The organism is Hymenobacter ginkgonis, assembly GCF_009755225.1.
GTDB lineage: Bacteria > Bacteroidota > Bacteroidia > Cytophagales > Hymenobacteraceae > Hymenobacter > Hymenobacter ginkgonis.
In genome coordinates this window covers 1,019,806-1,043,736 of sequence record NZ_WQKZ01000001.1, presented here as the reverse complement: position 1 = coordinate 1,043,736, position 23,931 = coordinate 1,019,806, and the positions used below count along the sequence as shown (strand labels likewise).

General features: G+C 58.2%; 22 protein-coding genes. 13 read left to right on the top strand and 9 right to left on the bottom strand.

The annotated features are described in order from the left end of the window. Window positions 1-81: 81 nt before the first annotated feature. From porT to GO988_RS04160, 3 genes are all read right to left on the bottom strand, one after another. Window positions 82-906 (bottom strand): type IX secretion/gliding motility protein PorT/SprT, encoded by an 825-nt coding sequence (gene porT, locus GO988_RS04170; RefSeq protein ID WP_157562246.1) that lies wholly within the window; start codon window positions 904-906, stop codon window positions 82-84. Further along, entirely contained in the window at window positions 855-1,583 is a 729-nt protein-coding gene (gene ubiE / locus GO988_RS04165; RefSeq protein ID WP_157562245.1) for a bifunctional demethylmenaquinone methyltransferase/2-methoxy-6-polyprenyl-1,4-benzoquinol methylase UbiE, read from the bottom strand. Before ubiE ends, porT begins: the two co-directional genes overlap by 52 nt. Before the next feature lie 204 nt (window positions 1,584-1,787). Continuing rightward, entirely contained in the window at window positions 1,788-4,025 is a 2,238-nt protein-coding gene (locus GO988_RS04160) for an OmpA family protein (protein ID WP_157562244.1), read from the bottom strand. A gap of 396 nt (window positions 4,026-4,421) precedes the next feature. Between GO988_RS04160 and yihA the strand changes: the two genes are divergently transcribed. From yihA to GO988_RS04145, 3 genes are all read left to right on the top strand, one after another. Further along, complete coding sequence (gene yihA / locus GO988_RS04155; protein WP_157562243.1) at window positions 4,422-5,039, top strand: ribosome biogenesis GTP-binding protein YihA/YsxC; 618 nt, start codon at window positions 4,422-4,424, stop codon at window positions 5,037-5,039. Between the two features lie 63 nt (window positions 5,040-5,102). After that, entirely contained in the window at window positions 5,103-5,573 is a 471-nt protein-coding gene (locus GO988_RS04150; RefSeq protein WP_157562242.1) for an energy transducer TonB, read from the top strand. Window positions 5,574-5,697: 124 nt separating this feature from the next. Further along, window positions 5,698-6,204: a DUF5606 family protein gene (locus tag GO988_RS04145; protein WP_157562241.1), complete on the top strand. Its 507-nt coding sequence runs from the start codon at window positions 5,698-5,700 to the stop codon at window positions 6,202-6,204. Window positions 6,205-6,300: 96 nt separating this feature from the next. On the opposite strand, the gene fbp is transcribed toward GO988_RS04145, so the two are convergent. Beyond that, a complete protein-coding gene (fbp, locus tag GO988_RS04140; RefSeq protein ID WP_157562240.1) occupies window positions 6,301-7,329 on the bottom strand; it encodes a class 1 fructose-bisphosphatase in 1,029 nt (342 codons plus the stop codon). An 86-nt stretch (window positions 7,330-7,415) separates the two neighbouring features. Here fbp and GO988_RS04135 point away from each other — a divergent pair, with 86 nt between their 5' ends. From GO988_RS04135 to GO988_RS04110, 6 genes are all read left to right on the top strand, one after another. Beyond that, complete coding sequence (locus GO988_RS04135; RefSeq protein ID WP_157562239.1) at window positions 7,416-8,717, top strand: aspartate kinase; 1,302 nt, start codon at window positions 7,416-7,418, stop codon at window positions 8,715-8,717. A 135-nt stretch (window positions 8,718-8,852) separates the two neighbouring features. Next, window positions 8,853-9,431: a peroxiredoxin gene (locus tag GO988_RS04130; RefSeq protein WP_157562238.1), complete on the top strand. Its 579-nt coding sequence runs from the start codon at window positions 8,853-8,855 to the stop codon at window positions 9,429-9,431. Window positions 9,432-9,501: 70 nt separating this feature from the next. Beyond that, window positions 9,502-10,746 carry a 3-deoxy-D-manno-octulosonic acid transferase gene (locus GO988_RS04125; RefSeq protein WP_157562237.1) on the top strand — a complete coding sequence of 415 codons (1,245 nt, stop codon included), beginning with the start codon at window positions 9,502-9,504 and terminating at the stop codon, window positions 10,744-10,746. 53 nt (window positions 10,747-10,799) lie between these two features. Beyond that, window positions 10,800-11,723 (top strand): ribosome small subunit-dependent GTPase A, encoded by a 924-nt coding sequence (rsgA, locus tag GO988_RS04120; protein ID WP_157562825.1) that lies wholly within the window; start codon window positions 10,800-10,802, stop codon window positions 11,721-11,723. A 184-nt stretch (window positions 11,724-11,907) separates the two neighbouring features. Next, window positions 11,908-13,425, top strand: a complete 1,518-nt coding sequence (locus GO988_RS04115) for a hypothetical protein (RefSeq protein WP_157562236.1) — start codon at window positions 11,908-11,910, stop codon at window positions 13,423-13,425. A 40-nt stretch (window positions 13,426-13,465) separates the two neighbouring features. Further along, the gene (locus GO988_RS04110; RefSeq protein WP_157562235.1) at window positions 13,466-14,350 is read left to right on the top strand and encodes an NAD(P)-dependent oxidoreductase; all 885 of its coding nucleotides are present in this window, start codon (window positions 13,466-13,468) and stop codon (window positions 14,348-14,350) included. 136 nt (window positions 14,351-14,486) lie between these two features. Here the strand turns inward: GO988_RS04110 and GO988_RS04105 are convergent, their stop codons facing one another. After that, entirely contained in the window at window positions 14,487-15,128 is a 642-nt protein-coding gene (locus GO988_RS04105; protein ID WP_157562234.1) for a fasciclin domain-containing protein, read from the bottom strand. Between the two features lie 164 nt (window positions 15,129-15,292). Between GO988_RS04105 and GO988_RS04100 the strand changes: the two genes are divergently transcribed. After that, complete coding sequence (locus GO988_RS04100) at window positions 15,293-15,760, top strand: peptidylprolyl isomerase (protein ID WP_157562233.1); 468 nt, start codon at window positions 15,293-15,295, stop codon at window positions 15,758-15,760. Window positions 15,761-15,835: 75 nt separating this feature from the next. On the opposite strand, the gene GO988_RS04095 is transcribed toward GO988_RS04100, so the two are convergent. After that, window positions 15,836-17,356 carry a sigma 54-interacting transcriptional regulator gene (locus GO988_RS04095; protein ID WP_157562232.1) on the bottom strand — a complete coding sequence of 507 codons (1,521 nt, stop codon included), beginning with the start codon at window positions 17,354-17,356 and terminating at the stop codon, window positions 15,836-15,838. A 122-nt stretch (window positions 17,357-17,478) separates the two neighbouring features. On the opposite strand from GO988_RS04095, the gene GO988_RS04090 reads away from it, so the two are divergent. Further along, window positions 17,479-18,453, top strand: a complete 975-nt coding sequence (locus GO988_RS04090; protein ID WP_157562231.1) for a c-type cytochrome — start codon at window positions 17,479-17,481, stop codon at window positions 18,451-18,453. A gap of 96 nt (window positions 18,454-18,549) precedes the next feature. Here the strand turns inward: GO988_RS04090 and GO988_RS04085 are convergent, their stop codons facing one another. Continuing rightward, window positions 18,550-19,659 carry a vWA domain-containing protein gene (locus tag GO988_RS04085; RefSeq protein WP_157562230.1) on the bottom strand — a complete coding sequence of 370 codons (1,110 nt, stop codon included), beginning with the start codon at window positions 19,657-19,659 and terminating at the stop codon, window positions 18,550-18,552. 61 nt (window positions 19,660-19,720) lie between these two features. Here GO988_RS04085 and GO988_RS04080 point away from each other — a divergent pair, with 61 nt between their 5' ends. After that, window positions 19,721-20,002 (top strand): DUF427 domain-containing protein, encoded by a 282-nt coding sequence (locus tag GO988_RS04080; protein WP_157562229.1) that lies wholly within the window; start codon window positions 19,721-19,723, stop codon window positions 20,000-20,002. A gap of 80 nt (window positions 20,003-20,082) precedes the next feature. On the opposite strand, the gene GO988_RS04075 is transcribed toward GO988_RS04080, so the two are convergent. After that, window positions 20,083-21,039 carry an NADP-dependent oxidoreductase gene (locus GO988_RS04075; RefSeq protein ID WP_157562228.1) on the bottom strand — a complete coding sequence of 319 codons (957 nt, stop codon included), beginning with the start codon at window positions 21,037-21,039 and terminating at the stop codon, window positions 20,083-20,085. 149 nt (window positions 21,040-21,188) lie between these two features. Then, complete coding sequence (locus GO988_RS04070; protein WP_157562227.1) at window positions 21,189-22,175, bottom strand: acyl-ACP desaturase; 987 nt, start codon at window positions 22,173-22,175, stop codon at window positions 21,189-21,191. 189 nt (window positions 22,176-22,364) lie between these two features. Between GO988_RS04070 and GO988_RS04065 the strand changes: the two genes are divergently transcribed. Further along, window positions 22,365-23,930 (top strand): glycoside hydrolase family 32 protein, encoded by a 1,566-nt coding sequence (locus tag GO988_RS04065; protein WP_157562226.1) that lies wholly within the window; start codon window positions 22,365-22,367, stop codon window positions 23,928-23,930. Window position 23,931 lies beyond the last annotated feature (1 nt).

Below are 23,931 nucleotides of genomic sequence, written 5' to 3'. Positions count from 1 at the left end.
CATATTATTATTTGGCTACTAGCCATTTAGCGACAGCAACTTCAAGTACTATCATGCTGAGCCAACGTATCAAAACAGCTACTACTCGATGTTCAGATACAGCGTAACTGTGTTCGTACGCAAGCTTTGCAAGCTATTGCTGTAGCGATTGTCGCGGGGCTGTAAAATATTGGTTAGGCCATGCGAGAACCGCACTTCGGGTCCGAATTTGAAGTACGGATAAAACAAGTCTAACCCTACCCCATACTCCAGCATCAAGTCATTGCGGGCCACAGTCAGCTGGTTGATGGCCGGCGTATTCTGGCGCTGCGTCACGGCAATACTAGGCTTGATGCCGCCTACCATGTAGAAGCGCGTATTGCGCCGGCGGTTGGACTGGTACTTGAGCAGCAGCGGCAGTTCTAGCTGGGTAGTGCCTACCTCCTGGGTGCGAATGGTATCAGCCCCGCCCGCACCTTGGGCCGTAAATTCCACACGGCGCGTTAGAAAGTTCAGGCCAGGTGCAAAGCGCAAGTGAAATGGTGTACTGGGGTTGCCCAACCGAATATCGCCAATAAAGCCAACTGCAAAGCCAGGACTAATAATAGCATTGGCCGCGATGCCCTGCCCATAGCGCGCTGCTTGAATGTAAGCAGCAGACTGCTCAATAAAGAAACGGGAGAAGTTGGGCGCCACGTAGATACCCGGCCGAAAAAACTTTTGGTTGTAATTCGACAAGTTCTCGACCGTAATGCCTTTAATATGGCCTTTACGGGTGCGGTCGATGGCATCGCTGCGCTTGCGCTGGGCCAAGGCCGGGCCCGCCAGCAGCAGAGCTAGTAGTAGCAAAAAGCCACGCTGCCAGTTGCTACCCCCTATTTGCGGGCCGTGTAAATGGAGCTGATACCGAACGTGAGGGGTTGCCATGCGGGATTGGTAAAGCCGACGCGGCCTAATATGGCTACGAATTCGGCGCCGTCGGGAAAAGCCTGCACCGATTCAGGCAAGTAGGTATATGCGCTCTGGTCTTTGGAAATGACTTTACCAAAGACCGGCAACACCCGACTAAAATAAAAATTATAGGCTTGCTTAAGCGGAAACGCCGTGGGCTTGCTGAACTCCAAGATAACAAGCTGGCCACCAGGGCGTAGCACGCGCAGCATTTCGGACAGGCCCCGTTCTAGGTGCGCAAAGTTGCGCACGCCAAACGAAGCAGTCACGGCATCAAAGGTATCGTTAGCAAACGGCAGGTTTTCCGAATCGGCCAGCTCTAGCTTGATGCGGTGACTGAGCTTTTTTTCTACCAGCTTCTGGCGGCCTACTTCGAGCATACCGGCCGAAATATCCACGCCCGTCACTTGGGCGTTGGGCGCGGCGGCGCGGAGCGTCTCAATGGCAAAATCGGCCGTGCCGGTGGCAATATCCAAAATGCGAGCCGGACGCAAGGCTTTAAGCTCGTTTACGGCTTTACGCCGCCAATAGATATCGGTACCTGCGCTCAGGAAGTGATTCAGAAAATCGTACTTCCCAGCAATATTATCGAACATCTTTGCCACCTGCGATTTTTTATCGGCGGCATCTTCTTTATAGGGTACTACGGCCATAGGGAGGAATGCAAAGAACGGCAGTAGTAGCAGAAAATTGCGTAAAAAGCGAAAGCTTTCCCTACGCCATGCCTGCATCCAGCCGCAGCTCATAAGAATGCGAAACAGCAGCAACGTGCCACTGCCCATACATACGTAAGCAGGACAAAAAAACGGCCGGACTGTTCGTCCGGCCGTCTTCTTTTTCAGCAAAGTTGCCGCTGCTTACTCAGCTTTGGTTTTTACCTTAGCTTTTTCACCCGAAGCGTCCTTGGCTTTGGAGTCGAGTTCGCCGTCTTTCGAAATCGTTTTCGACTTTTCGCCGGCCGCGCCTTTGGTTTTTACTTTTACTTTATCGCTGTCCTCGTCCACTTTGGTTTTCACCTTCGTGCCGTCGGCCATTTTCACCTTGCTCTTGCCGGGCAGCGGTGCGGTTGGGGTCGGGGCTACAACTGTAGTTGTGGTAGGGGCAACAGGCTGGATAACCGGCATCGTTTCTCCTTCTTTCAGCACTACCCGGAATTCGTCGCGGCGGTTAAGCTGCATGTTCTCAGGCGAATCGTTTGGAGCAGCCGGGCGGCGCTCGCCGTAGCTTACCGTGGTAAGGCGGGTGCTGGCGATACCTTGTTTAATGAGGTAGTTCTTAGCAACATCGGCGCGGTTCTGGCCGAGTACCATGTTGTACTCATCCGTGTTACGCGAGTCGCAGTGGCCTTCAATCGAGATGTTGACACCCGCGTTAGCCTTCAAGATAACTGCTGTATTCCACAAAGTTTTAACCGATTCCGGACGCAGTTTGTATTTGTCGGTATCGAAGTAAATCTTCGCAAACTGGCTGTTCAGGTTCTGCGTCGTGTCGATGTAGTTAACGTAGAAGTTTTTGGTGATAGTCGTCGAATCGTTCGTCGAAATTGGCACCGCAAACTCTTGCGTTTCAATGTTCTTACCGTCTTTGTTGACGGCTACTTGATAAGTACGGCCCGAAAGCAGGCTTACTTGGTAGTCGCCACCGGGCGTCTTGGTTACATCACGGAAGCTAATGGCCGTTTTATCGGCCTGCGTACCGCTGAACACCAACTCAACACCGGGGATGGCCTGGGTGCTGTCACGCTTCGAGAACACGGTGCCTTTAATGGTCGCGTTCTTGATGTAGTTGATGGTGTAGATATCTTTCTCGCCGTAGCCACCAATGCGGTACGAGCTGAGGTAAGCGTACGAACCATCGGGAGCCAAACGGTAGTACGAGTCAGCATCCGGCGTGTTGATGGGGTAGCCCATGTTCTCGGGCCGGCCCCACTTGTGGCCAATGCTGTCGTACTGCGACTTAAACACATCGTAGTCACCCATCGTGTTGTGGCCACGCGAGCTGAAATACAACGTCTTGCCATCGCGGCTCAGATAGGGGCTATCCTCGTCGAACTTGGTATTGATGGTGCTGCCCATCGACTTAGCAGGGCCCCAATCGCTGGTGGTAGAAGTCCGGGTGCTGGTGTAGAGGTCCAAGTTGCCATCTTCCGAATCCCGATTGGTCGAGAAGTACAGCGTCAAGCCGTTCGGGGTGATGTAGGCGTCGCTTTCGAAGCGCTTGGTGTTGATGTTGCTGTTCAGCTTGTCAGGAGCGCCCCAGTCGCCGCCCGATTGCTTCGTGGCTACGAACAGGTCGCCATCCTCATCGCTGCGGTACATGAGCAGCTTAGTGTCGTTGTCGAACAGCTGGATGGAAGCGTCGTGGCCTTTGCTGTTGAGCGTAGCCGACAGCGAGCGCGGCTTGTCCCAGTTTTCGGCATCGAGGCGCTTGGTTTCTACAATACCCTCATAGTACTCACCGTCGGCGGCAATGGCTTTTTTGCCAGTAGCGCGCTGCAGGCCCGGAATATCAGCCGGGTTCGTACGAGTGGTGAAAATCAGGGTCTTGTCGTCCGACGAAATAACCGGGCTGTGCTCCGAATACTGCGTATTTACAGTCGGCCCAAGGTTCTTTACAAAGATATCCTTAGGCGAGTTGAACAGGATTTTAGCGTTTTTGCTGTGCTGAATGAGCTGCGCTACTTCTTCGCGGCGCGTGTCATTCTTCTTCTTTAGCGTAGCGTTATAAGCCTGATAGTGAGTAATAGCCTCGTCGAAGTTATAATTGAGGTGGTCGACCCGGCCCAGCCAGTATTCCACATCTTTCGAAACTTTCGGCTTCAGCTTCTGCGCCTTATAGATATAATCGCTCGCCTTTTCCTTGTCAAAAGCCAGGTAAGCTACGCCAGCCCGGAACAATGCGGTAGCGTTGTTAGGGTCTTTTGCCAGCACCCGCTCGTAGTAAGGGATGGAGGCGCGATAGTTTTCCTGGTTGAACAGCTTGTTGCCGGTCTGCAGGTCCTTGCGGGTGCTCTGGGCCTGTGCCGAGGTCGTCACGGCTGTGGTCAGGGCCAGCGCGCAAGAAGCTTGCAGCAGCCTTTTGGATAGGTTGTCCATTGAAAAAGGGTGTTTGGAGAATTTAAAAGAGAGGGCGGAAGTTGAAAGTAACCGGCAGCTGACGAAGGAGTGAGCTACTTTGGCCGCGCTTTTTGGCGACTTATACTATTTTTTTGCGGCAGGGTTGGCACTTTATCGGAATAGCCTCTCCATTGAAACTGGACTAAGGATAGGTTAATAACAGGAGCAAATATACCGGTTTAACTGCTTTATCGAATTTTCACTGGCTCAAACAGGCCGCCAGAAATCGCGCAAATATAGGGCCAGCTATTATAATACAAGGATTTACAAAAAAATAAGCTCGGGCGCAATGGCCGCTGAATGGCACCTATTGCCAGCTACCGGCCGCAAGCCTACGCATCTTTGTACCCGCATTGTCCATTAGGTAACCCAACTATGCTAATTCGTGAAGCAAGTTTTTTAAGCAGCAATACCCAGGTGGCTCTCTGCCCGCCGCCTAACCGGCCCGAGTACGCTTTTATCGGGCGCTCTAACGTGGGCAAGTCGTCGTTGATTAATATGCTGACGGGCCGCCTGGCGCTGGCCAAAACCTCGGGCACCCCGGGCAAAACCCAGCTAATAAACCATTTCAATATCAACGATGAGTGGTATCTGGTTGACTTGCCGGGCTATGGCTACGCCAGGGTGAGCAAAACCTCGCGGGCCGATTGGAGCAAGATGATAAACTCTTACCTGACAAAGCGCGAAAACCTCACGTGCGTGTGCGTGCTGCTCGACTCGCGCCACCCGCCCCAGGCCGCCGACCTCGAGTTTATGGAAAAGCTGGGGGCAGGCGGCGTGCCGTTCGTCATGATTTTTACGAAGACCGATAAGCAGTCGGCCAGCCGCACCTACGAGCTCATTAATGCTTACCTCACTAAGATGCGCGAAACTTGGGACGAGCTGCCCCGCCACTTCGTGACGTCGGCCGAGACGGGGGTAGGACGCGAGGACGTACTCGATTTTATTGAGGAGGTAAACCGGCAGGTAGCGGCCGATGCGGCGGGCGCTTAGTTACTTTTGGCCCGTCAATTGCCCAGTGGGCGGGCTTCCTTTTCTTAGCCCTATTTATTTTCAATGAAGACCAAGTTGTCTACCTCTTTGGCGCTGAGCCTCCTGCTGGCCACCGGCACTACCCACGCGGCTCTGGCCCAAACGGCCAAGCCAAACACTACCCCCCCCTCGCAGACGCCGGCTCCCACGCAGCAGGGCGCGGGCCTCAACCACGTAGGCACCGATATTCCGGTGGCTGCTTATTACGAAGGTGGCCAAGAAGCCATGTACGCTTTCATCGCACAGGAGCTGAAATACCCGCTGATGGCCAAGCGCAACCGCATGCAGGGCCGCTGCATCGTAAGCTTTACGCTGACTCCTGATGGCACGCTGCAAAACGTGAAACTGGTAAAGCAAGTGGGCGGTGGCACCGGCGAAGAAGCGCTGCGTGTCGTGCGCCTGCTCAAATTCAAAAAGCCTGAATACCCCATTTTGACCAGCCTACCCATCGACTTTAAACTGGGCGTAACGGGCTCGAATGCTTTACAGAACTGAGTAGCCTCCTGCATTAGAGGCGGGGGATTGTGACGATGTACTGAGGAAGTATCTTGGTATTTGCTCAACTTCCCTCCACTTCCCTAACTCATAATTGCTAATTTTTACCCAATTACCTTCAAGAATGCCTTACAATTTGCAAGAACTGGCCTCCATTAGTGGCCAAAGTGGTTTGTACCGGTTGGTACGCCCGGCCCGGCACGGGGTGCTAGTAGAGTCGCTGGATGCCAAGGCTACGCGGTCGCTGGCGCCGGCCAGCAATAAAGTGTCGTTGCTGAGTGAAATCGGTATCTACACCCAGGATTCGGATGAGACGGTGCCGCTGACGGAGGTGTTTGAGAATATCTACCAGAAGTACGGCACTAGCCTGCCCGTGTCGAACAAGTCGTCGGAGACGGAGCTAACCAGCTTTTTGGCCGAAGTACTGCCCGAGTACGACCGCCAGCGCGTGTATTTGTCTGACATCAAGAAGCTTGCTACCTGGTATAGCATTGTGAGCCAGTACGTTCCTTACTCCGAAGCTACTACCGACGAGCCCGCCACGGAAGAGCCCCTAAGCACGGGGGGCGTAATCGGCGAAGCCGACCAAGCCCCTACCCCCACCGGCAACCCGGAGGTGACAAAAGCTTAATTCTAACAAGCTACTAGCCAAAAAAGCGGCTCTCGATACCGGGAGCCGCTTTTTTGGCTAGTAGCCTACCCCTTAGCTTTGGGGTAAGCGGCAAGGTTAGGCTACTTCTTCTACTGGAGCGGTGGCAGCCTCCTGGGCAATGAAGGCCTCGGCCTGCTCTACCAGCTCTTTGCTGCCGATGAAGACCGGGCAGCGCTCGTGGCACTGGGTAGGCTCAATTTCGAGGGTGCGGCGGTAGCCGTCGGAGCTGCGGCCGCCGGCCTGTTCCACGATGAAAGCCAGCGGGTTGCACTCGTACATGAGGCGCAGCTTACCCTGCTTGTTTTTGGCTGTGGCGGGGTAGATATAAATGCCCCCCTTGAGCAGGTTGCGGTGAAAATCGGCCACGAGCGAGCCGATGTAGCGGGCCGAGAAGCTCGAGTCTTTGCAATGCTTCACGAATGCCGCTACGCCGGGCGAAAACGACTCGGAAGCGCCTTCGTTGATGGAGTAGATGGCGCCGGTGGCAGGCGTCTGAATGTCGGGATGTGAGAGGAAGAATTCACCCAAACTGGGCTCGTAAGTGAAGCCGTTGACGCCGTTGCCGGTCGTGTACACGAGCATCGTGCTAGAGCCGTAGATGACGTAGCCAGCAGCCACCTGGTGGGTGCCGGGCTGCAGGCAGTCGGCGCTGGTGCCCTCGCGGCCGGTGGGCGACACGCGCCGGTAGATGCTGAAAATAGTGCCGATACTGACGTTGACGTCGATGTTGCTCGACCCGTCGAGCGGGTCGATGGCCACCACGTATTTGCCCTGGTTGTTGCCGGTCTGAATCATGTCATCGTCCTCCTCCGAGATGATGGTGCAGACTTCGCCGCCGTTGCGCAGGGCCCGGATGAAGCGGATGTTGGCAATCACATCGAGCTTTTGCTGGTCTTCGCCCTGCACGTTCTGGCTGCCGTAGGCTCCGGCAATGTCGATGAGACCCGAACGGTTGATTTCGCGGTTCACGATTTTGGCCGCCAGCGCGATGTCGCGCAGCAATTGCGAAAGCTCCCCGGTGGCGTAGGGAAAATCTTCCTGCTTGCGCATAATGAAGCGGTCGAGGGTAGTGCCGACGGGTAGGGCGAGTTTATTATGGTCCATAAAATAAGAGGAGGCGAGAGCTTGCGCAAAGCTACCAAATTTGGGCCATGCTACCTACCTGCGCCCTACTGCCTAGTTTTGGGCTTATGGCAAACGAACGAACGGACCTGCAAGTCTACAAATTTGGCGGCGCCTCGGTGAAGGACGCGGCGGCGATTCTCAACCTCAAGCACATTGTGGAAACTACGGTTCAGGGCCGGCCACTCCTTATTGTGGTATCGGCCATGGGCAAGACGACCAACGCGCTGGAAGAAATATATGGCTTGGCGTACGCGGGCGAGGATTACGATAATCAGGTCAAGCACTTAAAGGATTTTCATTGGTTGGCCGCCGCAGGTTTGAGCCAGGAATATGCTACTACCAGGGCGGGAGACACCGAAAATTTATACGACGACTTAGAAGAGCATTTTGAGGAACTAGACCAAGCACTGGTGGACATAAGCCCGCGCCACGATTACGACCAGCAGTATGACCAGATAGTGAGTTTTGGGGAGCTACTAGCCTCGCGCTTAGTCGCTTTTGCGCTGAACCTCTACCACAAAACAACGTGGCTCGACTGCCGCCCGCTTATTCGCACCGACCGTAATTGGCGGGAGGGCCGCGTGAATTGGTCGGTGACCGAAGCCGCGCTTACCAAAGCCGTGCCGCCCTTGCTAAAAGCCGGCCCGGTAGTGACGCAGGGATTCCTGGGCGGCACAGTGCGCAAGGCCACCACCACGCTCGGCCGCGAGGGCTCCGACTACTCGGCCGCCATCTTTGCCTACTGCCTGCGGGCCGAATCGGTGACTATTTGGAAGGACGTAGCTGGCTTGCTCAATGCTGACCCTAAGCTGTTTGCCGACACCGTGCGCTACCCCGAAATCAGCTACCAAGAAACTATCGAGATGGCGTACTACGGGGCCAGCGTCATTCACCCCAAAACGCTGAAGCCGCTCGCCGACCGCCATATTCCGCTGCGGGTGAAGTCGTTTTTGGACCCCGCGGCCGCCGGCACGCTCATTCACGACTGCCAGCACCCGCCGCTGGTACCCGCGTTTATCCGCAAGGGCGGGCAGTGCCTGCTGTCGTTTGAAAGCAAGGACTTCGCCTTTATTTCGGAGGAAAACTTGGAGGTAATTTTTGGGGCCCTGGCCCAGGCGCGGCTCAAAATCAACCTGATGCAGAACTCGGCCATCAGCTTTTCAGTGTGCGTCGATTATGCGGAGGCGCGGGTGCAGCGGCTCTTAGTGCTGCTGCAAGGGCAGTTTCGCACTCATTATAACGCCGACTTGACGCTGTTTACCATCAAGAACTACGACCAAGCCAGCATCGAGCAGCTCACGAGCGGGCGGGTCTTGCTGCTGGAGCAGCGCACGCGCAGCACGTTTCAGTTTTTGGTGCGCGAATAACCGTGGGGTAGGATTTGGAGTAAGGGAGGCACCTGGGGTGTTGTCACCGCAGCAAACGCCGCGGTTTTGCAGCAGACCGCAGGAGCCCGCGCCTCGACCCATAACTTTTCAACTTCTTACTTCCTATTTACTCCCATGGCCGTTCTCGTTGGCAAGCGCGCCCCCGCTTTTAAAGCATCCGCCGTTATCGGCACTCAGGTGGAAGCCGAATTTTCGCTCGACCGCTACCTGGGCAAGCGCTACGTGTTGTTTTTCTTTTACCCAGCCGATTTTTCGGGCCTCTGCCCTACCGAGCTGCTGGCTTTTCAGGAGCTGCTGCCCGAGTTTGAGCGCCGCGGCGTGGCCGTAGTGGGCTGTAGCACCGACTCGCACCAGACGCACGCAGCCTGGCTGCGCACCCCGCTCGATGAAGGCGGTATTGGGGGCGTGACTTACCCCCTGGTGGCCGACGCAAGCAAGACTATCTCGGCTAACTACGACGTGCTGGCCGGCCACTACGACTACAGCGAAACTGGTGAAATGGTATTTGTGGGCACGCCCCAGGCATATCGCGGTCTGTTTTTGATTGACCGCGACGGCATTGTGCGCCACCAGCTGGTGAACGACCGGCCGCTGGGCCGCCGCATTTCCGACTCGCTGCGCATGGTGGATGCCCTGCAACACTTTGAGGAACACGGCGAAACCTGCCCCGCCAACTGGGAAGCCGACAAGTAGCAGCTAAGCGCTACGACGGGTTGTAAATTTGCAGCCGCGCCCGGCCTGATGCCGGGCGCGGCTTTGCTGTTTGCGCTTTCTATATTCTTTTGGCCTGACCATCTACGCGCTGCTGCTGCGGCTGGTGGCCCCCTTCAACCCCAAAGCTGCCGCCTGGGTCGCCGGCCGGCAAGGGCTACTGCCCCGCATCGAGCAGGCGCTGGCCGCCGACGCGGCCCCGCGCCTGTGGGTGCACTGCGCCTCGCTGGGCGAGTTTGAGCAGGGTAGGCCCCTCATTGAGGGGCTGCGGCGGCAGTACCCCACCCATAAAATCGTGCTCACGTTCTTCTCGCCCTCGGGCTACGAAGTGCGCCAAAACTGGCCGGGAGCCGACTACGTTTTTTACCTACCCCTCGATGCGGCGGTGAGCGCCCAGCGCTTTGTGGCAGCCGTGCGGCCGCAGCTGGCGGTATTTGTAAAGTACGAATTTTGGTATTTCTTCCTTCGTGAGCTGCGGGCGCACCAGATTCCGGCGGTGGTAGTGGCGGCTAATTTTCGGCCTTCACAAATCTTTTTTAAGCCCTGGGGAGGCTTCTTCCGCCAAATTTTGGGGCAATTAAGCCACCTTTTCACCCAGAACGAGGCCTCGGCCGACTTGCTGCGCGGCATTGGGCTCACCCGCGTAAGCGTGGCGGGCGATACCCGCTTCGATACCGTGGTGGCCACGGCCGCCGCTCCGCCGCGTTCCCTACCCCTGGTAGAAGCCTTCGTGGCCGACGGCGCGCCCGTGCTAGTGGCTGGCAGCATCTGGCCCGAAGACCTGCCCGCGCTAGCCCCGCTGCTGCGCAAGCACGCACGCAGCATGCGCTTTATCGTGGCGCCGCACGAGGTATCGGAGGCGCATTTGCAGGAAGTGGAAGCAGCCATGCCGGGCCTCACGGTGCGCTACTCGCAGGCTACCCCCGCCACCGCGACCGAGGCGCGGCTGCTACTCATCGACAACGTGGGAATGCTGAGCCAGCTCTACCGCTTCGGGCGGTTTGCCTACGTGGGTGGGGCGTTTGGGGCCGGCCTGCACAACACGCTGGAGGCCGCGGCCTTTGGGCTGCCGGTGTTTTTTGGGCCGCGCTACGAGAAATTTCAGGAGGCGGTGGAACTGGTGGAATTGGGATGCGCTTTCTCTATTTCTTCGGCCTACGAGCTGGAATCGGCCTTCGACAAGCGCTACTATAACGAGGAGGCCCGGCTTAAAGTACAGGATATCAGCCTCGACTACATTCACCAGCACGCCGGGGCTACCGAGCGCATTTTGCGGCAATTACAGGGTTTGGCTTAAACCAGCTGTTTCTCTTCGCCATGCCAGTTAGTACCCCCTCGCCTACCCCCTCCATGAACGGCATCATCATAAAATCTACCGGCTCGTGGTATATCGTGCGGGGCCAAACCGGGCTGCTTTACCGCTGCCGGCTGCGGGGCAAATTCAAGAATAAAGGCCTGAAGGTGAGCAACCCGCTGGCCGTGGGCGACGTGGTAGACTTCGACCTGCCTGAGCAGTCGGAGGGTGCGGGCGTGATTCATACCATCGCGCCGCGCCGCAACTACATCATCCGGCGCTCGGTGCACAAGAGCGAGCACGCCCACATTGTGGCCGCCAACCTCGACCAGGCGCTGCTGGTGGTTACATTGGTGTCGCCGGCTACGTCGTTTGGCTTTATCGACCGGTTTTTGGTAACGGCGGAAGCCTACCATATTCCGGCCATGCTCATTTTCAACAAGTCGGACCTGTACGACGAGGATACCCTGGACTACCAGCGCCAGATTGCCGGCATGTACGCCAGCGTGGGCTACCCCAGCGTGCTGTGCGCTGCCGAATCGGGCGACAACGTGGCGGCCGTGGAGGCGCTGCTGCCCGGCAAAACGTCGCTGCTGTCGGGCCATTCGGGCGTGGGCAAAAGCACGCTCATCAATGCCCTAGTGCCCGATTTGGACTTGAAAACGGCCGAAATCAGTTCCTTTTCGGATAAGGGCAAGCACACCACTACTTTCGCCGAAATGCTGGAGGTGGCGCCCGGCACCTACCTCATCGACACGCCTGGCATCAAGGAGCTGGGACTCGTGGATGTGCCCGCGGCCGAGCTGGCCGGCTATTTCCCCGAGATGCGCGCCCTCCTCAACCAGTGCCGCTACCACAACTGCCGCCACGTGCACGAGCCCGGCTGCGCCGTTATCGAAGCAGTTGATAAAGGCAAACTGGCCGTGCCCCGCTACGAGAGCTACCTCAGTATGCTCGCCGACGAGGACAACCGACACTAGCAGCCGGTAGAGCGGATTAAGTGTTCACAAATTAGTCTTTCAGGGTGCGGCTCGCTGGCACAACTTGCTAGGGGTAGGCAACAGGTCTTGAGGCCTGCCCTCCGCTTGTGGCAACACAGCTCGAAGAGTGAACTTTCAGCTGACTTCCGCTTTTATAATCTTTAACGCCTAATTTTTACCTTACATGCTGGTTAGCCTCCTTCCGGTACCCTTCGCGGATGCGGCCCGGCAGCGGCAATACGAGGCAGTGCAGGCCGCGCTATACGCCGACAGCGGGGCGCTCACTACTGTGCTTTTGGGCAACCTGGCCGCGTTTACATCCATTGAGGCGGACGCCCTAATTGTGCAGCCCGCCGGCCTAGCGCTCGTGGTGCTGACGCCCCACCACGGGCACCTGACAATACCAACGCTCGCCTACGGCACCTGGCAGCTCGACGGGCGGCCCTTGCCCGGCCGCGACGGTGCCGATAACCCCTTTGCCCACTACCGCCAGCAGCAGCCGGCCGCGCTGGCTTGGCTGGGCGAGCAGCTGAGCCTAACGCCGGCGGCCCTACCCCCTTGCGCCGGGCTGGCCCTGTTTGAGGCGCCGCTTACGTTTGGGCCCGCCGTGGAAGCGCAGTTGCACCAGCATGCGGCCGCGCACGATTTTCAGCTAGTGGCCACCGCAGAGCAGTTGCCAGCGCGGCTGCACCAGTTAGCCAGCGCCGCCGAAAACGTTCTATCTGAACAATACTTGCTGACTTGGGCCGACCAGCTGACGGCCGAATTGGCGGAGAATGACCTTTCTTCGGAGCCAGCCGACGACTTTGACGAGGCACCACAGAATTTTCTAGAACAAAAGCTGCGGCAGCTGTGGCGCTGGCTTGGGGCCGAAGATATTCCGGCCGACCCGCCCTACGGCGGCCAGCCCCTACCCCCCACCTACCTGCGTGACCAGCAGGAGCAGGCACGCCTCCAGCAACTGCGCCAAGAGCTGCAAGCCGAGCTGCACCAGCAGCGGCGCGAAGCGGCTGCCCGCGAAGCCGCTCGCGAGCAAGACCTCGCCCTGCTGCGGCAGCAGCTGGCCCAGGCCGGGCAGTCGGCCGCCGAGCGCCAGGCCGAGCAGCAAGCCAAAGCCGCGCTGGAGGAATCGCTGCGCACCACGCGTGCCGAGCTAGCCGCCCGCAACCACGAGCTGGACACTCGTATTCGGCAGCTAGGGCAGCTCATCGGGCAATTGCAGCCCGCCGCTGGGCCGCTCGCGCCTACCCCCTCTTTACCCATGCAGGCCCCGCCCGCGGCCCCGGCGGCAGGGCGCAACCCTGCCATTCGGCGGCTGCGGCAGGCCGAGCGCTGGGGGCTGGTGGCCGTTGCTTTGGTGGGGGCTGGGGCAGGCGTGTGGGGGCTGGTGCGCGTCGTGCATCCGCCTACCCCCCGCCCCGTTACTACGGCCCAGCACCGCCTTAAAAACGACCCGGAGCCCACCGAAACGGCAGACGAGCCTGCCGAGGAGCTAGATACCGTTGGGGCGGCCGCCGCCGGCCGGGCGGATACCAGCACTGCGCAACCTACTGAGGCAACTACTTCGCTGCCTGAAACAAAAGTGGACAACCCGCCGCTCTTGAAGCAGCCCCCGGCGGATAGCCTAGCAGCGGCCCCTACCCCGGCCCCGGCAGCCAGCGTGCCCGACTCGGCCGCTCCGGCACCCAGCCCTACCCCCTAATTTTTGCGTACACGCAGCCATTCCCGTTTTTCTACTTTTTATGGCTGATAAAATTGCCTTTTTGGGCCTGGGCAGCATGGGCGCCGCCATGGCTGCCAACCTGCTTCAAGCTGGGTTCCCCCTTACTGTTTATAACCGCACAGCGGCCAAGGCCGAGCACTTGCGCGCGCAAGGCGCCACTGTGGCGGCTACGCCCGCCGAAGCCGTGCGCGAGGCCGATATCGTGTTCACGATGCTGACTGATGACCAGGCGCTCACGGACATCACTACTGGCCCCGATGGTATTTTGAGCACCTTGCGCCCCGGCGCTATTCACGCTTCGTGTAGCACCGTGGCCCCCGATACCAACCGCCGCCTGGCCGAAGCCCACGCCGCCCACGGCTCGGTGCTCGTGGCTTCGCCCGTATTTGGCAAGCCCGATGTGGCCGCCGCGGGCAAGCTGTGGGTCGGCTCGTCGGGCGCGGCCGAAGGCCGCGAGCGCCTCAAGGCCGCCCAAGCCGCCATTGGCCAGGGCACCCACGACTTTGGCGATGACCCCGGCGCAGCAAGCGTGGCCAAGCTCTGCGGCAATTTTCTGCTCGGCACCGTTATCGAGGGCCTGGCCGAAGCCCTGACGTTGGCCGAAAAGTGTGGCCTCGACCGCGTGGGCTTCTACGAGATGCTCACAAGCACGCTCTTTAATAATCCTATTTACAAGAGCTACGGCAAGCTCATTGCCGAGCAGCACTACCAGCCCGTGGGTGCGCCGCCCGCCATCATCCGCAAGGATATGAACCTGGTGGTGCAGGAGGCTTACAAGCAGGCTGTGCCGATGCCATTTGCTAACCTCATCCGCGACCGCCTCACGGCCACTGTGGCCTTGGGTGAGCCCGATGTAGACTGGGCTAGCTTCGCCAAGCGTGTGTCGGAAGACGCGGGACTGTAGAGCCGGCAGACAACAAAAGAACGTCCTGCTGAACAAAGTAAAGCATCTCGCGCACGCCGTTGGACTAGTGACCAATGTAACGCGACCGAGATGCTTCGCTTTGCTCAGCAGGACGTTCTTTTAGCTTGTTCCCAACTTATTTTGCCAATGGCAGCAGCACGCCGTCGATAACGTGGGTAACGCCGTTTTTCGAAATAACGTCGGCAATGGCTACGGCAGCAGGAGCATCTTTACCATTGCTAACCATTACTTTACCATCTTTCACCGAGATGTGCAGCTTTTCGCCGTTCACGGTAGTTAGCTCCTGGCCATCTTTGAGGTCAGCGGCTAGCAGGCGGCCGGCAATCACGTGGTAGGTCAACACGCCTTTCAGTTTAGCGGCGTTGGCGGGGGCCTTGAGGGTAGCGATAGCCGCTTTGGGCAGCTTGTCAAACGCGGCATTGGTAGGGGCAAACACGGTGAAGGGGCCCGCGCCTTTCAACGTTTCTACCAAGCCTGCCTGCTTTACCAACGACACGAGCGTGCTCACGCTTTTGGCGCCCATCGCGTTGTCTACGATGTCTTTATCAGCCGTCATGGCCACGCCATCTACCATCACGCCGCCAGGCTTGGCCATGCGGGCCGAGTCGCCGGCCATTGCCGCTACCGAATCGGCGGGGTTGGTGTTGCTGGCGTCGGTGGTTGTAGTGGTGGTTTCAGCGGTTTTGTCGCTGCCGCAGCTAGCAAGGCCCAACGAAAGGGCAAGGGTAGCCGCGGCGGGGAAGAAAAGCTTCTTCATGGAAAAAAGAAAGAGGAATTACGGTAAATTACTAGCCCTCCTTACGTATAAACTGCTTGCTTCGGTTTACGCAAACCCCGGCCACGGTGGGCTGTTTTACCTTCGTGCCGCTCTTACCCAGTAGCCTGAGTAGTTTCTTACCCCTTACCCCTAGCGTTAGTTAAATGAAAACCGCTGAAATCCACACGCCTAAGGGCGTTATGAAAGTTGAGTTTTACGAGCAAGATGCTCCGAACACCGTTAAGAATTTCACCGACCTGGCCAGCAAAGGCTTCTACGACGGCACCAAGTTTCACCGCGTTATCCCGAATTTCATGATTCAGGGCGGCGACCCCAACACCAAGCCGGGCGCCAAAGGCCAGCCCGGCACCGGCGGCCCCGGCTACAAAATCGACTGCGAAACCAGCGGCGGCCACCAGTACCACGAGCGCGGCGTGCTTAGCATGGCCCACGCCGGCAAAAACACGGGCGGCTCGCAGTTCTTCATCGTTCACGACCGTCAGAATACTGCTCACCTCGACCGGGTGCACACGGTATTCGGCAAAGTTGTCGAGGGCGTAGAAGTGATTGACCAGATTCGCGGCAACGACGAGATTACCAAGATTGTAGTACTCGACGACGAGCAAGCGTAGCCTGACACGATGCACAGAAAAAAGCCCCGTTGCCTACTGAGGCAACGGGGCTTTTTTGTTGGTTAGCTAAGCACCTTAGCGGCGGCGGCGGGGCTTCTCGTCCTCGTCGTCATCGTCGTCATCCCCAAAGCTGGGCATGGTAAACATCGACGACAGCAAGTCCTTGAACTGGGCACCGGCCGTGAGGCGATTGCGCGAAATCAGCGAGTGCTCGGCCAAGCCGTGCAGCAAGAACTCCATCAGGAAATACGTGGTTTCGACGTCCTCCTTGGGGTGCAGTTCCGTCACGATGTCGCGCAGGCCGGGCACTTTGTCGAGGGCAGCGCGGTAGTCGGCGGTGCTGGCATCGTGCAGAATGTCCAGCGTATTGCCAGTGCCAAACCACTCCTGCACCGTTTTGTAAGGAGAGGGGCGGTTCTTGAGTTTCTTCGACTTATCGGGGTCGGGAAAGTAGGTCAGGAACAGGGTACGGATAGCCTTACCCATCAACTTTTCGGCCACAATGCCGGCGCCTTCCTGCTCGCCTTCGTACACCAGTTCTACCTTGCCCGTGATGGCGGGCACGGCCGAAATGAAGTCAGCCACGCGCACGTAGGTGCTGGTTTCGCCGTTAATGAGCGCGCGGCGCTCGGCCCCGGCAATTACCTGCTCGTAGGCCGAGATGGTGAGGCGAGCCGACACGCCCGACTTAGCATCTACAAACTCGGAGCCGCGAGCCTCCACGGCTACTTGCTCCACCAGGTCGTGCATGATTTCGTTGCTGGTTACCAGGCCTTTCTGCTCCTCTTTGATGCGGGCTTCCTGCTTGGTAATGCGCTTGCCGATTTCAATGGTCTTCGGATAGTGCGTGATAATCTGCGCGTCAATCCGGTCTTTGAGCGGCGTCACGATGCTGCCGCGGTTGGTATAGTCCTCGGGGTTGGCCGTGAATACGAACTGAATATCGAGGGGTAGGCGCACCTTAAACCCGCGAATTTGAATGTCGCCTTCCTGCAAAATATTGAACAACGACACTTGAATACGCGCCTGCAAGTCGGGCAATTCGTTAATCACGAAAATGCCGCGGTGCGCCCGCGGAATCAAGCCGAAGTGAATCACGCGCTCGTCGCTATACGGCAGCTTGAGAGTAGCAGCTTTAATGGGGTCGGCATCGCCGATGAGGTCGGCTACCGACACATCGGGGGTAGCTAGTTTTTCGGTGTAGCGGTCGGCGCGGGCCAGCCAGCTCACGGGCGTGTCGTCGCCCTGCTCGGCAATCAGGTTTTTGGCGAAAACTGAGAGCGGCTGCAACGGGTCGTCGTTCAGCTCCGAACCCGCTACCATCGGCACGTACTCATCGAGCAAGTTGATGAGTAGGCGCGCAATGCGCGTTTTAGCCTGGCCACGCAAGCCCAACAGGTTGATGTGGTGCCCAGCCAAAATGGCGCGCTGCAACTCTGGGATAACGGTTTCTTCGTAGCCGAAAATACCCGGAAATACTTCCTCTTTGTTTTTGAGTTTTAGAATGAGATTCTCCCGCAACTCTTGTTTCACAGTGCGGGGCTGGTAACCACTGGCGCGGAGCTGGCCCAGGGTGCGGATAGTTTCGTGCTTCATTAGCCCTTAAACCCACTAACTGGCCCTGAGGTTCAGGCTAATTGCCGGGAGTTTTGGAGGGGGGTAGGCGGCGTGTTAGCTTTTATGCTTATACTTGCCGCAACACCTTACTGCTCACCACTATGAAACAAATTTTCCGCATCCTGGGCGGCTTGCTGACGCTGGCTGTTGTGGTCGTGGTTGTTTTCGCGCTCTACGTGCAGGCGCGCGGCATTCCACGCTATACGGTGCCGCAGGTGGCTGCCGCCGCCGTAGCCCCCGGCGCCCCGGCGCAGCTAGCCCTTGGCGAAAAGCTGGTGCAGGCCAGCTGCGCCGACTGCCACCTCAACCAGCAAACCGGCCGGCTTTCGGGCCACCAACTGCTCGATACGCCCAAAGAATTCGGGGCTGTTTACGCGGCCAATATTACCCAAGACCCTGCCCACGGTATTGGGGCCTGGACGGATGCCGAAATCGTGGCCTTGCTGCGCACCGGCATTGGGCGCGACCAGCGCTACCGCCTCATTATGCCGCACTTCGTGTATATGTCGGACGAAGACGTGCAGGCGGTGCTGGCCTTCCTGCACTCGGGCCACCCCTGGGTGAAGGCAGACCCTACCCCCTCGCACGAGCAGGAGCCTTCCTTCTTGCTGAAAGCCCTGGCCAACACCGTGATGAAGCCCACGCCCTTGGTGCCCGGCCCCCACGTGGCCCCGGCCCCCACCGATACGGTGGCCTACGGCCACTACCTAGTGGTGGGCCGCTACCAGTGCTACGAATGCCATTCCCACGATTTTAAAACTAACAACGCCCTGCACCCCGAGCAGTCGGCGGGCTACCTCGGGGGGGGCAACGCGCTCGTTGATGCCCAAGGCCAGCCCGTTCTCTCGCGCAACATTACCGGCGACCGCGCCACCGGCATCGGCACCTGGACGCCGGCGCAACTAGCTGCCGCCTTGCGCGTTGGCCAGTCGCCGCACGGCCCGCTGCGCGCGCCCATGCCCAAGTACACTACCATGACGGACGCGGAGACCGCCGCCCTCTACGCTTACCTCCAATCGGTGCCGAAGCTAACCAATAATGTTCCGTTGAGCAGCCCCGCTGTAGCCACCCGCTAAGCCAGCCTGGCACAACCTAGTGCCAGCCCACAAAAAAGGGAGGGGTAGGACACTATGCCCTACCCCTCCCTTTTAGCCCAGCCTAAAAAAATTTATTTACAGCGACTTACGCCGGTTCTTTTTGTAGTCTTCAAACACCAGGTGGCCTAGGCCTTTCAGCCCCGAATAGTAAGCTTTGCCCTGGTTCACCTCCGTAAATTCCTCCACGAATTTCTGCAAATACGGGTCGGAGGTAATCATGAACGTGGTAATCGGAATCTTGATACGGCGGGCGGCGGCGGCCAGGTTCAGCGTTTTGTTCACCACCTTGCGGTCGAGGCCAAACGAGTTTTTATAGTAGCCGCCGGGCTCTTTGAGGCAGGTAGGCTTGCCATCCGTAATCATGAAAATCTGCTTGTTAGGCGTTTTGCGCTTGCGCAGCAAGTCCATGGCTAGCTCTAGGCCCGCCACCGTATTGGTGTGGTAGGGGCCAACTTGCAGGTAAGGCAAATCCTTCACCTCAATCTGCCAGGCGTCGTTGCCAAACACAATCACGTCGAGCGTATCCTTGGGGTATTTCTGCTTCACGAGTTCGGCCAAGGCCATGGCCACCTTCTTGGCCGGCGTAATGCGGTCCTCGCCATACAAAATCATCGAGTGCGAGATGTCAATCATCAACACCGTGCTGGTCTGTGATTTGTGCTCGTTTTCGCGCACTTCGAGGTCGCCTTCCGTGAGCATAAAGCTGTCGCCTTCCATGCCGTGGTTAAGCTGCGCATTGCGGATAGATTCGGTCATCTGAATCTGCTCCAGCGAATCGCCGAACCGAAACTCGCGCAGGTCGGTGCTCTGCTCGTCGCCCTGCCCGGTGTGGGGCGTGTGGTGGTTGCCGGTGCTGCCTTTCTTGAGCTTGCCAAAGATTTCTTCGAGCGCCGACTTTCGGATTTTTTGCTCGGTCTTGGGCGTGATTTTCAGCTCGCCCCGCTCCTGCTCATTCTCATCAATGTAACCTTTCTTTTTGAGGTCATCAATGAAGTTGCCCATACCGTAGTCGTTGTCGGTCAGGCCATACTGCTTGTCTAGCTCATTGAGCCACTGTAAGGCCTCGCCCACATCGCCACTGGTAATGGTGATGAGCTGCATAAACAGCTTAAATAGCTGCTCAAACCCCTTATCGCCCGAGTTTTCATCGGGCACAAAATCACGAAAGCGAACACCAATAGCCATAGAATCTACGTAACGGTAGTGCAGCAAAAACAACGCCTGCCGCGTCAATGTTCATTATCCTATGAAAGCCATCTGGAACAACACCGTCGTGGCCGAGAGCGACGACACTATCGTGGTGGAAAACAACCACTACTTCCCCAAGGACTCGCTCAAAAAAGAATTTTTTGAGGACAGCATCGCCCACACTTCCTGCCCCTGGAAGGGCCGCGCCAGCTACTATTCCCTGCGCGTGAACGGCGAGTTGAATAAGGATGCCGCCTGGTTTTACCCCGAAACCAGCCACGCCGCTGCTAATATTAAAGACATGGTCGCCTTCTGGAAAGGCGTAAAAATCGAAAAGTAATTCGCCCTATCTTACCACCACAGTTCCCAGCAAACGTCTTGCTACCAAAGGCAGTAGGACGTTTGCTGGCAGCGTGTTACCTACGGCACAATGACTACTTTACCCGTCGTGTGCTTTGTTTCAATCTGCTCGAAGGCCTTCTGCGCATCGGCCAATGAGAATGTACCGGCGATGGGTACTTGCAGCTGGCCCGCATCAGCCAGCTCGCGCAGGTGGTCGAGGTCGGGCACGCTGGGTTGGGCCATCACGTGGGTGAAGTAAATCCCAGCCGGCAGGTGCAAGCTTTTGCCATCGTTGAGCACCGAAATGAGGCGGCCGTTGGGCTTGAGCGCCGCTAAGCTTTGCGTGAGCGTGTCGCCACTAACGGCATCGAACAGTAAATCAACGCCTTCGGGCGCTACCTTTTTCACCGCTTCGGCCACCGGGCCGGCTTTGTAGTCGATGGTGAAGTCGGCACCCAGCTCTTTCATGTGGTCGGCATTTTGAGCGCTGGCCACGGCAATTACCGTGGCGCCCACGCTTTTAGCCAGCTGAATGGCCGTGCCCCCTACCCCTCCCGAAGCGCCGAGGATAAGCACGGTTTCGCCGCCTCTCAACTTCCCTGCTTTGATAACCGATTGATAGGCCGTGAGACCCGCCAGCGGCAGGCCACCGGCTGCCTCCCACGTCAGCTTTTCGGGCCGCAGGGCCAAGTAGCATTCGGGCACCACCACGTGCTCGGCGAAGGTGCCGTGCTGCACCACGGGGCGGCGCACGTAGCCGTACACTTCGGCGCCTTCGGCAAACCGCGAGGCGCCGTGGCCGCGCTTTTCCACGATGCCGGCCACGTCCCAACCCGGTACGGCCGGGAAGACATTGGACACTACTTGCTGAAAGTGGCCTTCGCGCACCACGTAATCAACGGGGTTGACGCCGGCCGCTTTCACGCGCAGCAGCACGTCGCCTTCGCCCACTTCGGGCAGGTCGAGCAAGCCAATTTTAATTTTATCAATGCCGCCAAACTCGGTGTAGTAGGCGGCCTGCGTTTGCTGAGCCATGGGATAGAGGAGGTTATTGGTGCCCTCTCATACCCCGCCCGCCACCTAATAGTTACGGGATAGTTACTGCCAAGCCTACCCCCCTAAAAAAGCCCCGACCGCTTGGGCAGTCGGGGCTTTTTTAGGGGGGTAGGCTTGGCAGCAGCCTGCTAGCTAATCCACTTAAACTTGTATTCTAGCTTGGGCACTGGCATGCGGTCGCTCACGCGGCGCAGGCGGGCGGGCAGGGCCATTACGTAGTCGCGCGCTTTCTCGGCGGGGCCGGTGAGGCCGGTGCGGTCGGCAATTTTCCACTCGCTGATGAGCGTGTCGAGAATGTCGGTATAGTCGGCGCTGGTGTATACGCCAATGCGCTGGGCGGCATCGGTGAAGTGGCCGAACGTCTTGCCCATTTCCACGCCAAACTCGCGCATGTAGTGGGCCGGCATCACGATTTTCTTGCGCATCATGTCTTCAAAAGCCAGCATCATCTCGCTCGGGTCGAGCTCGAAAATCTTGTCTACGAAGGTTTTGTAGGCGCGGGCGTGGCGATTTTCGTCGCCGGCAATCATGCCGCAAATTTTGGAAAGCTGGTCGTCGCCGGCCTGGCGGGCCAATTGGCCCACGCGGCGGTGCGATACGTTGGTGGCCATTTCCTGGTAGCTCGTGTACACAAACGAGCGGTACGGGTCGTTGGCCGTGCCCAGGTCGAAGCCGTCGTTGATGAGGTGCTGGGTCGAAAACTCAAACTCGCGCATGTTCACGCGGCCGCTGAGGTAGAGGTAGCGGTTGAGCAAGTCGCCGTGGCGGTTTTCCTCGGCCGTCCAGCCCCGAATCCACTGCGCCCAGCCGTTGTCGCGGTCGCGGTTCAGGTTGTCAAGCTCGTGAAACCAGGCCTCGTAATTGGGCAAAGCCTCCTCGGTGATGGTATCGCCGATGAGCACGGCCAGCAGGTCGTAGCTGAGACCGGTAGCTCTTTCGCGCAACTCCTTTACTTCGTCGAAGAAGGTATCGCGGCGCGAATCGGGCAGGTAGTCGGCGGGCTGCCAACTGTCTTCTACCTTCTTCAGAAAGGAGTAAATATTATCTTTCAGATAACCTTCGAGCTGCTGAAGAACTTCGCCGCGCGAAATGAGAAGGTCATTAGAGAGTATCATAACGGAGGTATACCGCCAATGAGCGGCTAGTGAATAAACGTACGAAGGTCCATTTTTAGTTGGGCATAAAGAGTACATTATTAGGGCATTTCCAAACGAGGAAGAGGAGGTAGCCGGGCCCAATTTAGCGGGTGGCTGCTACCTTGCTTTTTGTCAGCCACTAACGCACTTCTTTTCTACCCACCCCGCATGCCAAAAAAGTACTTGGTACTAGCTCTGGCGGCACTGGCAAGCTGCCAGTCATCGCCCTCCCAATCCGACAAAGACACGCAGACGGCTAGCGCCGCACCGCGGCCCTACCACGAAGCATACCGGCCGCAATTCCACTTTTCGCCCAAGGAGAACTGGATGAATGACCCCAACGGCTTGGTGTATGAGAACGGTACCTACCACCTTTTTTTTCAGCAAAACCCTACGGCGCCGGTGGCGGGCAATATCCATTGGGGCCACGCTACCAGCCCCGATTTAGTGCACTGGCAGCAGCAGCCTACGGCCCTCGCGCCGGATAGCCTGGGACTGATTTTTTCGGGTAGCGCCGTGCTCGACGCCCAAAATACCAGCGGCCTGGGCAAGCCCGGCCAGCCGCCGCTCGTGGCATTGTACACCAGCCACAGCGAAAAGCGCGAAAAAGCCGGCCGCCCCGACGTCGAAAATCAGAGCCTGGCCTACAGCCTCGACCACGGTCAAACCTGGCAGAAATACGCCCAGAACCCGGTGGTTAAGAACCAGGGTAGCCGCGATTTTCGCGACCCCAAGGTGAGCTGGTACGCCCCGGGCAACAAGTGGCTGATGGCGCTGTCGGCCCACGACCACGTGGAATTTTATTCGTCGAAAAACCTGCTCGCCTGGACCAAGGAAAGTGACTTTGGCCGCGCGCTGGGCGCGCACGGCGGCGTGTGGGAGTGCCCCGATTTGCTGCAAGTAGCCGACGAGCAGGGCCAGCCGCACTACGTGCTGATTGTGAACATGAACCCCGGCGGCCCCAACAGCGGCTCGGCTACCCAGTACTTTGTGGGCGAGTTCGATGGCCACGCGTTTCGCCCTACCCTGCCCGGCACCCACTGGCTCGACTATGGCCCCGACAACTACGCCGGCGTGACGTGGGTAAACTTACCCACCGGCAGCTCGCCGACCCTCATTGGCTGGATGAGCAACTGGAACTACGGCCAGCAGGTGCCCACCAGCCCCTGGCGCAGCGCCATGACGGTGCCACGCACCCTGCACCTGCGTTCGGCGCAGGGCCAGCTGTTGCTGGCGTCGCAGCCCATTGCGGGGCTAAGCAAACTGACTGATAACCCCATAACCCTCAACAACGTGGCCGTAGATGGCCGCTACGACCTGGGCAAGCACCTCACCAATCCTACTGGCCGCTTCCAGCTAAAACTCACCGTGCCGGAGGCCAAAACGTGGGCCCTTGTGCTGCAAAATAAGGCCGGCGACGAAGTGACCATCGGCTACAACCAGGAGCGCAAGGCTTATTATTTCGACCGCAGCAAATCGGGCAATGTGGGGTTTGCGCCGGCTGAAAAAGGCTTTGCGCAAGTGGCGTATGCGCCGCGCCTGAGCACTGGCTCGACCCAAGAAGTTACGCTGCTGGTGGATGCGGCCTCCGCCGAGCTATTTGCCGACGGCGGGCTGACGTGCATGACGGGCATTTTCTTTCCTAGCCAGCCGCTTACCCAGCTTACGCTGCAGGCCAGCCGCCTCACCCTACCCCGCGTGGAGTTGGCCGGGGTGCGCACTATTTGGAAGTAGC

Bases quoted from the DNA above. Each gene is read 5' to 3' on its own strand.
- porT (WP_157562246.1), bottom strand. From the start codon at position 906: ATGGCAACCCCTCACGTTCGGTATCAGCTCCATTTACACGGCCCGCAA.
- ubiE (WP_157562245.1), bottom strand. From the start codon at position 1,583: ATGGCCGTAGTACCCTATAAAGAAGATGCCGCCGATAAAAAATCGCAG.
- GO988_RS04160 (WP_157562244.1), bottom strand. From the start codon at position 4,025: ATGGACAACCTATCCAAAAGGCTGCTGCAAGCTTCTTGCGCGCTGGCC.
- yihA (WP_157562243.1), top strand. From the start codon at position 4,422: ATGCTAATTCGTGAAGCAAGTTTTTTAAGCAGCAATACCCAGGTGGCT.
- GO988_RS04150 (WP_157562242.1), top strand. From the start codon at position 5,103: ATGAAGACCAAGTTGTCTACCTCTTTGGCGCTGAGCCTCCTGCTGGCC.
- GO988_RS04145 (WP_157562241.1), top strand. From the start codon at position 5,698: ATGCCTTACAATTTGCAAGAACTGGCCTCCATTAGTGGCCAAAGTGGT.
- fbp (WP_157562240.1), bottom strand. From the start codon at position 7,329: ATGGACCATAATAAACTCGCCCTACCCGTCGGCACTACCCTCGACCGC.
- GO988_RS04135 (WP_157562239.1), top strand. From the start codon at position 7,416: ATGGCAAACGAACGAACGGACCTGCAAGTCTACAAATTTGGCGGCGCC.
- GO988_RS04130 (WP_157562238.1), top strand. From the start codon at position 8,853: ATGGCCGTTCTCGTTGGCAAGCGCGCCCCCGCTTTTAAAGCATCCGCC.
- rsgA (WP_157562825.1), top strand. From the start codon at position 10,800: ATGAACGGCATCATCATAAAATCTACCGGCTCGTGGTATATCGTGCGG.
- GO988_RS04115 (WP_157562236.1), top strand. From the start codon at position 11,908: ATGCTGGTTAGCCTCCTTCCGGTACCCTTCGCGGATGCGGCCCGGCAG.
- GO988_RS04110 (WP_157562235.1), top strand. From the start codon at position 13,466: ATGGCTGATAAAATTGCCTTTTTGGGCCTGGGCAGCATGGGCGCCGCC.
- GO988_RS04105 (WP_157562234.1), bottom strand. From the start codon at position 15,128: ATGAAGAAGCTTTTCTTCCCCGCCGCGGCTACCCTTGCCCTTTCGTTG.
- GO988_RS04100 (WP_157562233.1), top strand. From the start codon at position 15,293: ATGAAAACCGCTGAAATCCACACGCCTAAGGGCGTTATGAAAGTTGAG.
- GO988_RS04095 (WP_157562232.1), bottom strand. From the start codon at position 17,356: ATGAAGCACGAAACTATCCGCACCCTGGGCCAGCTCCGCGCCAGTGGT.
- GO988_RS04090 (WP_157562231.1), top strand. From the start codon at position 17,479: ATGAAACAAATTTTCCGCATCCTGGGCGGCTTGCTGACGCTGGCTGTT.
- GO988_RS04085 (WP_157562230.1), bottom strand. From the start codon at position 19,659: ATGGCTATTGGTGTTCGCTTTCGTGATTTTGTGCCCGATGAAAACTCG.
- GO988_RS04080 (WP_157562229.1), top strand. From the start codon at position 19,721: ATGAAAGCCATCTGGAACAACACCGTCGTGGCCGAGAGCGACGACACT.
- GO988_RS04075 (WP_157562228.1), bottom strand. From the start codon at position 21,039: ATGGCTCAGCAAACGCAGGCCGCCTACTACACCGAGTTTGGCGGCATT.
- GO988_RS04070 (WP_157562227.1), bottom strand. From the start codon at position 22,175: ATGATACTCTCTAATGACCTTCTCATTTCGCGCGGCGAAGTTCTTCAG.
- GO988_RS04065 (WP_157562226.1), top strand. From the start codon at position 22,365: ATGCCAAAAAAGTACTTGGTACTAGCTCTGGCGGCACTGGCAAGCTGC.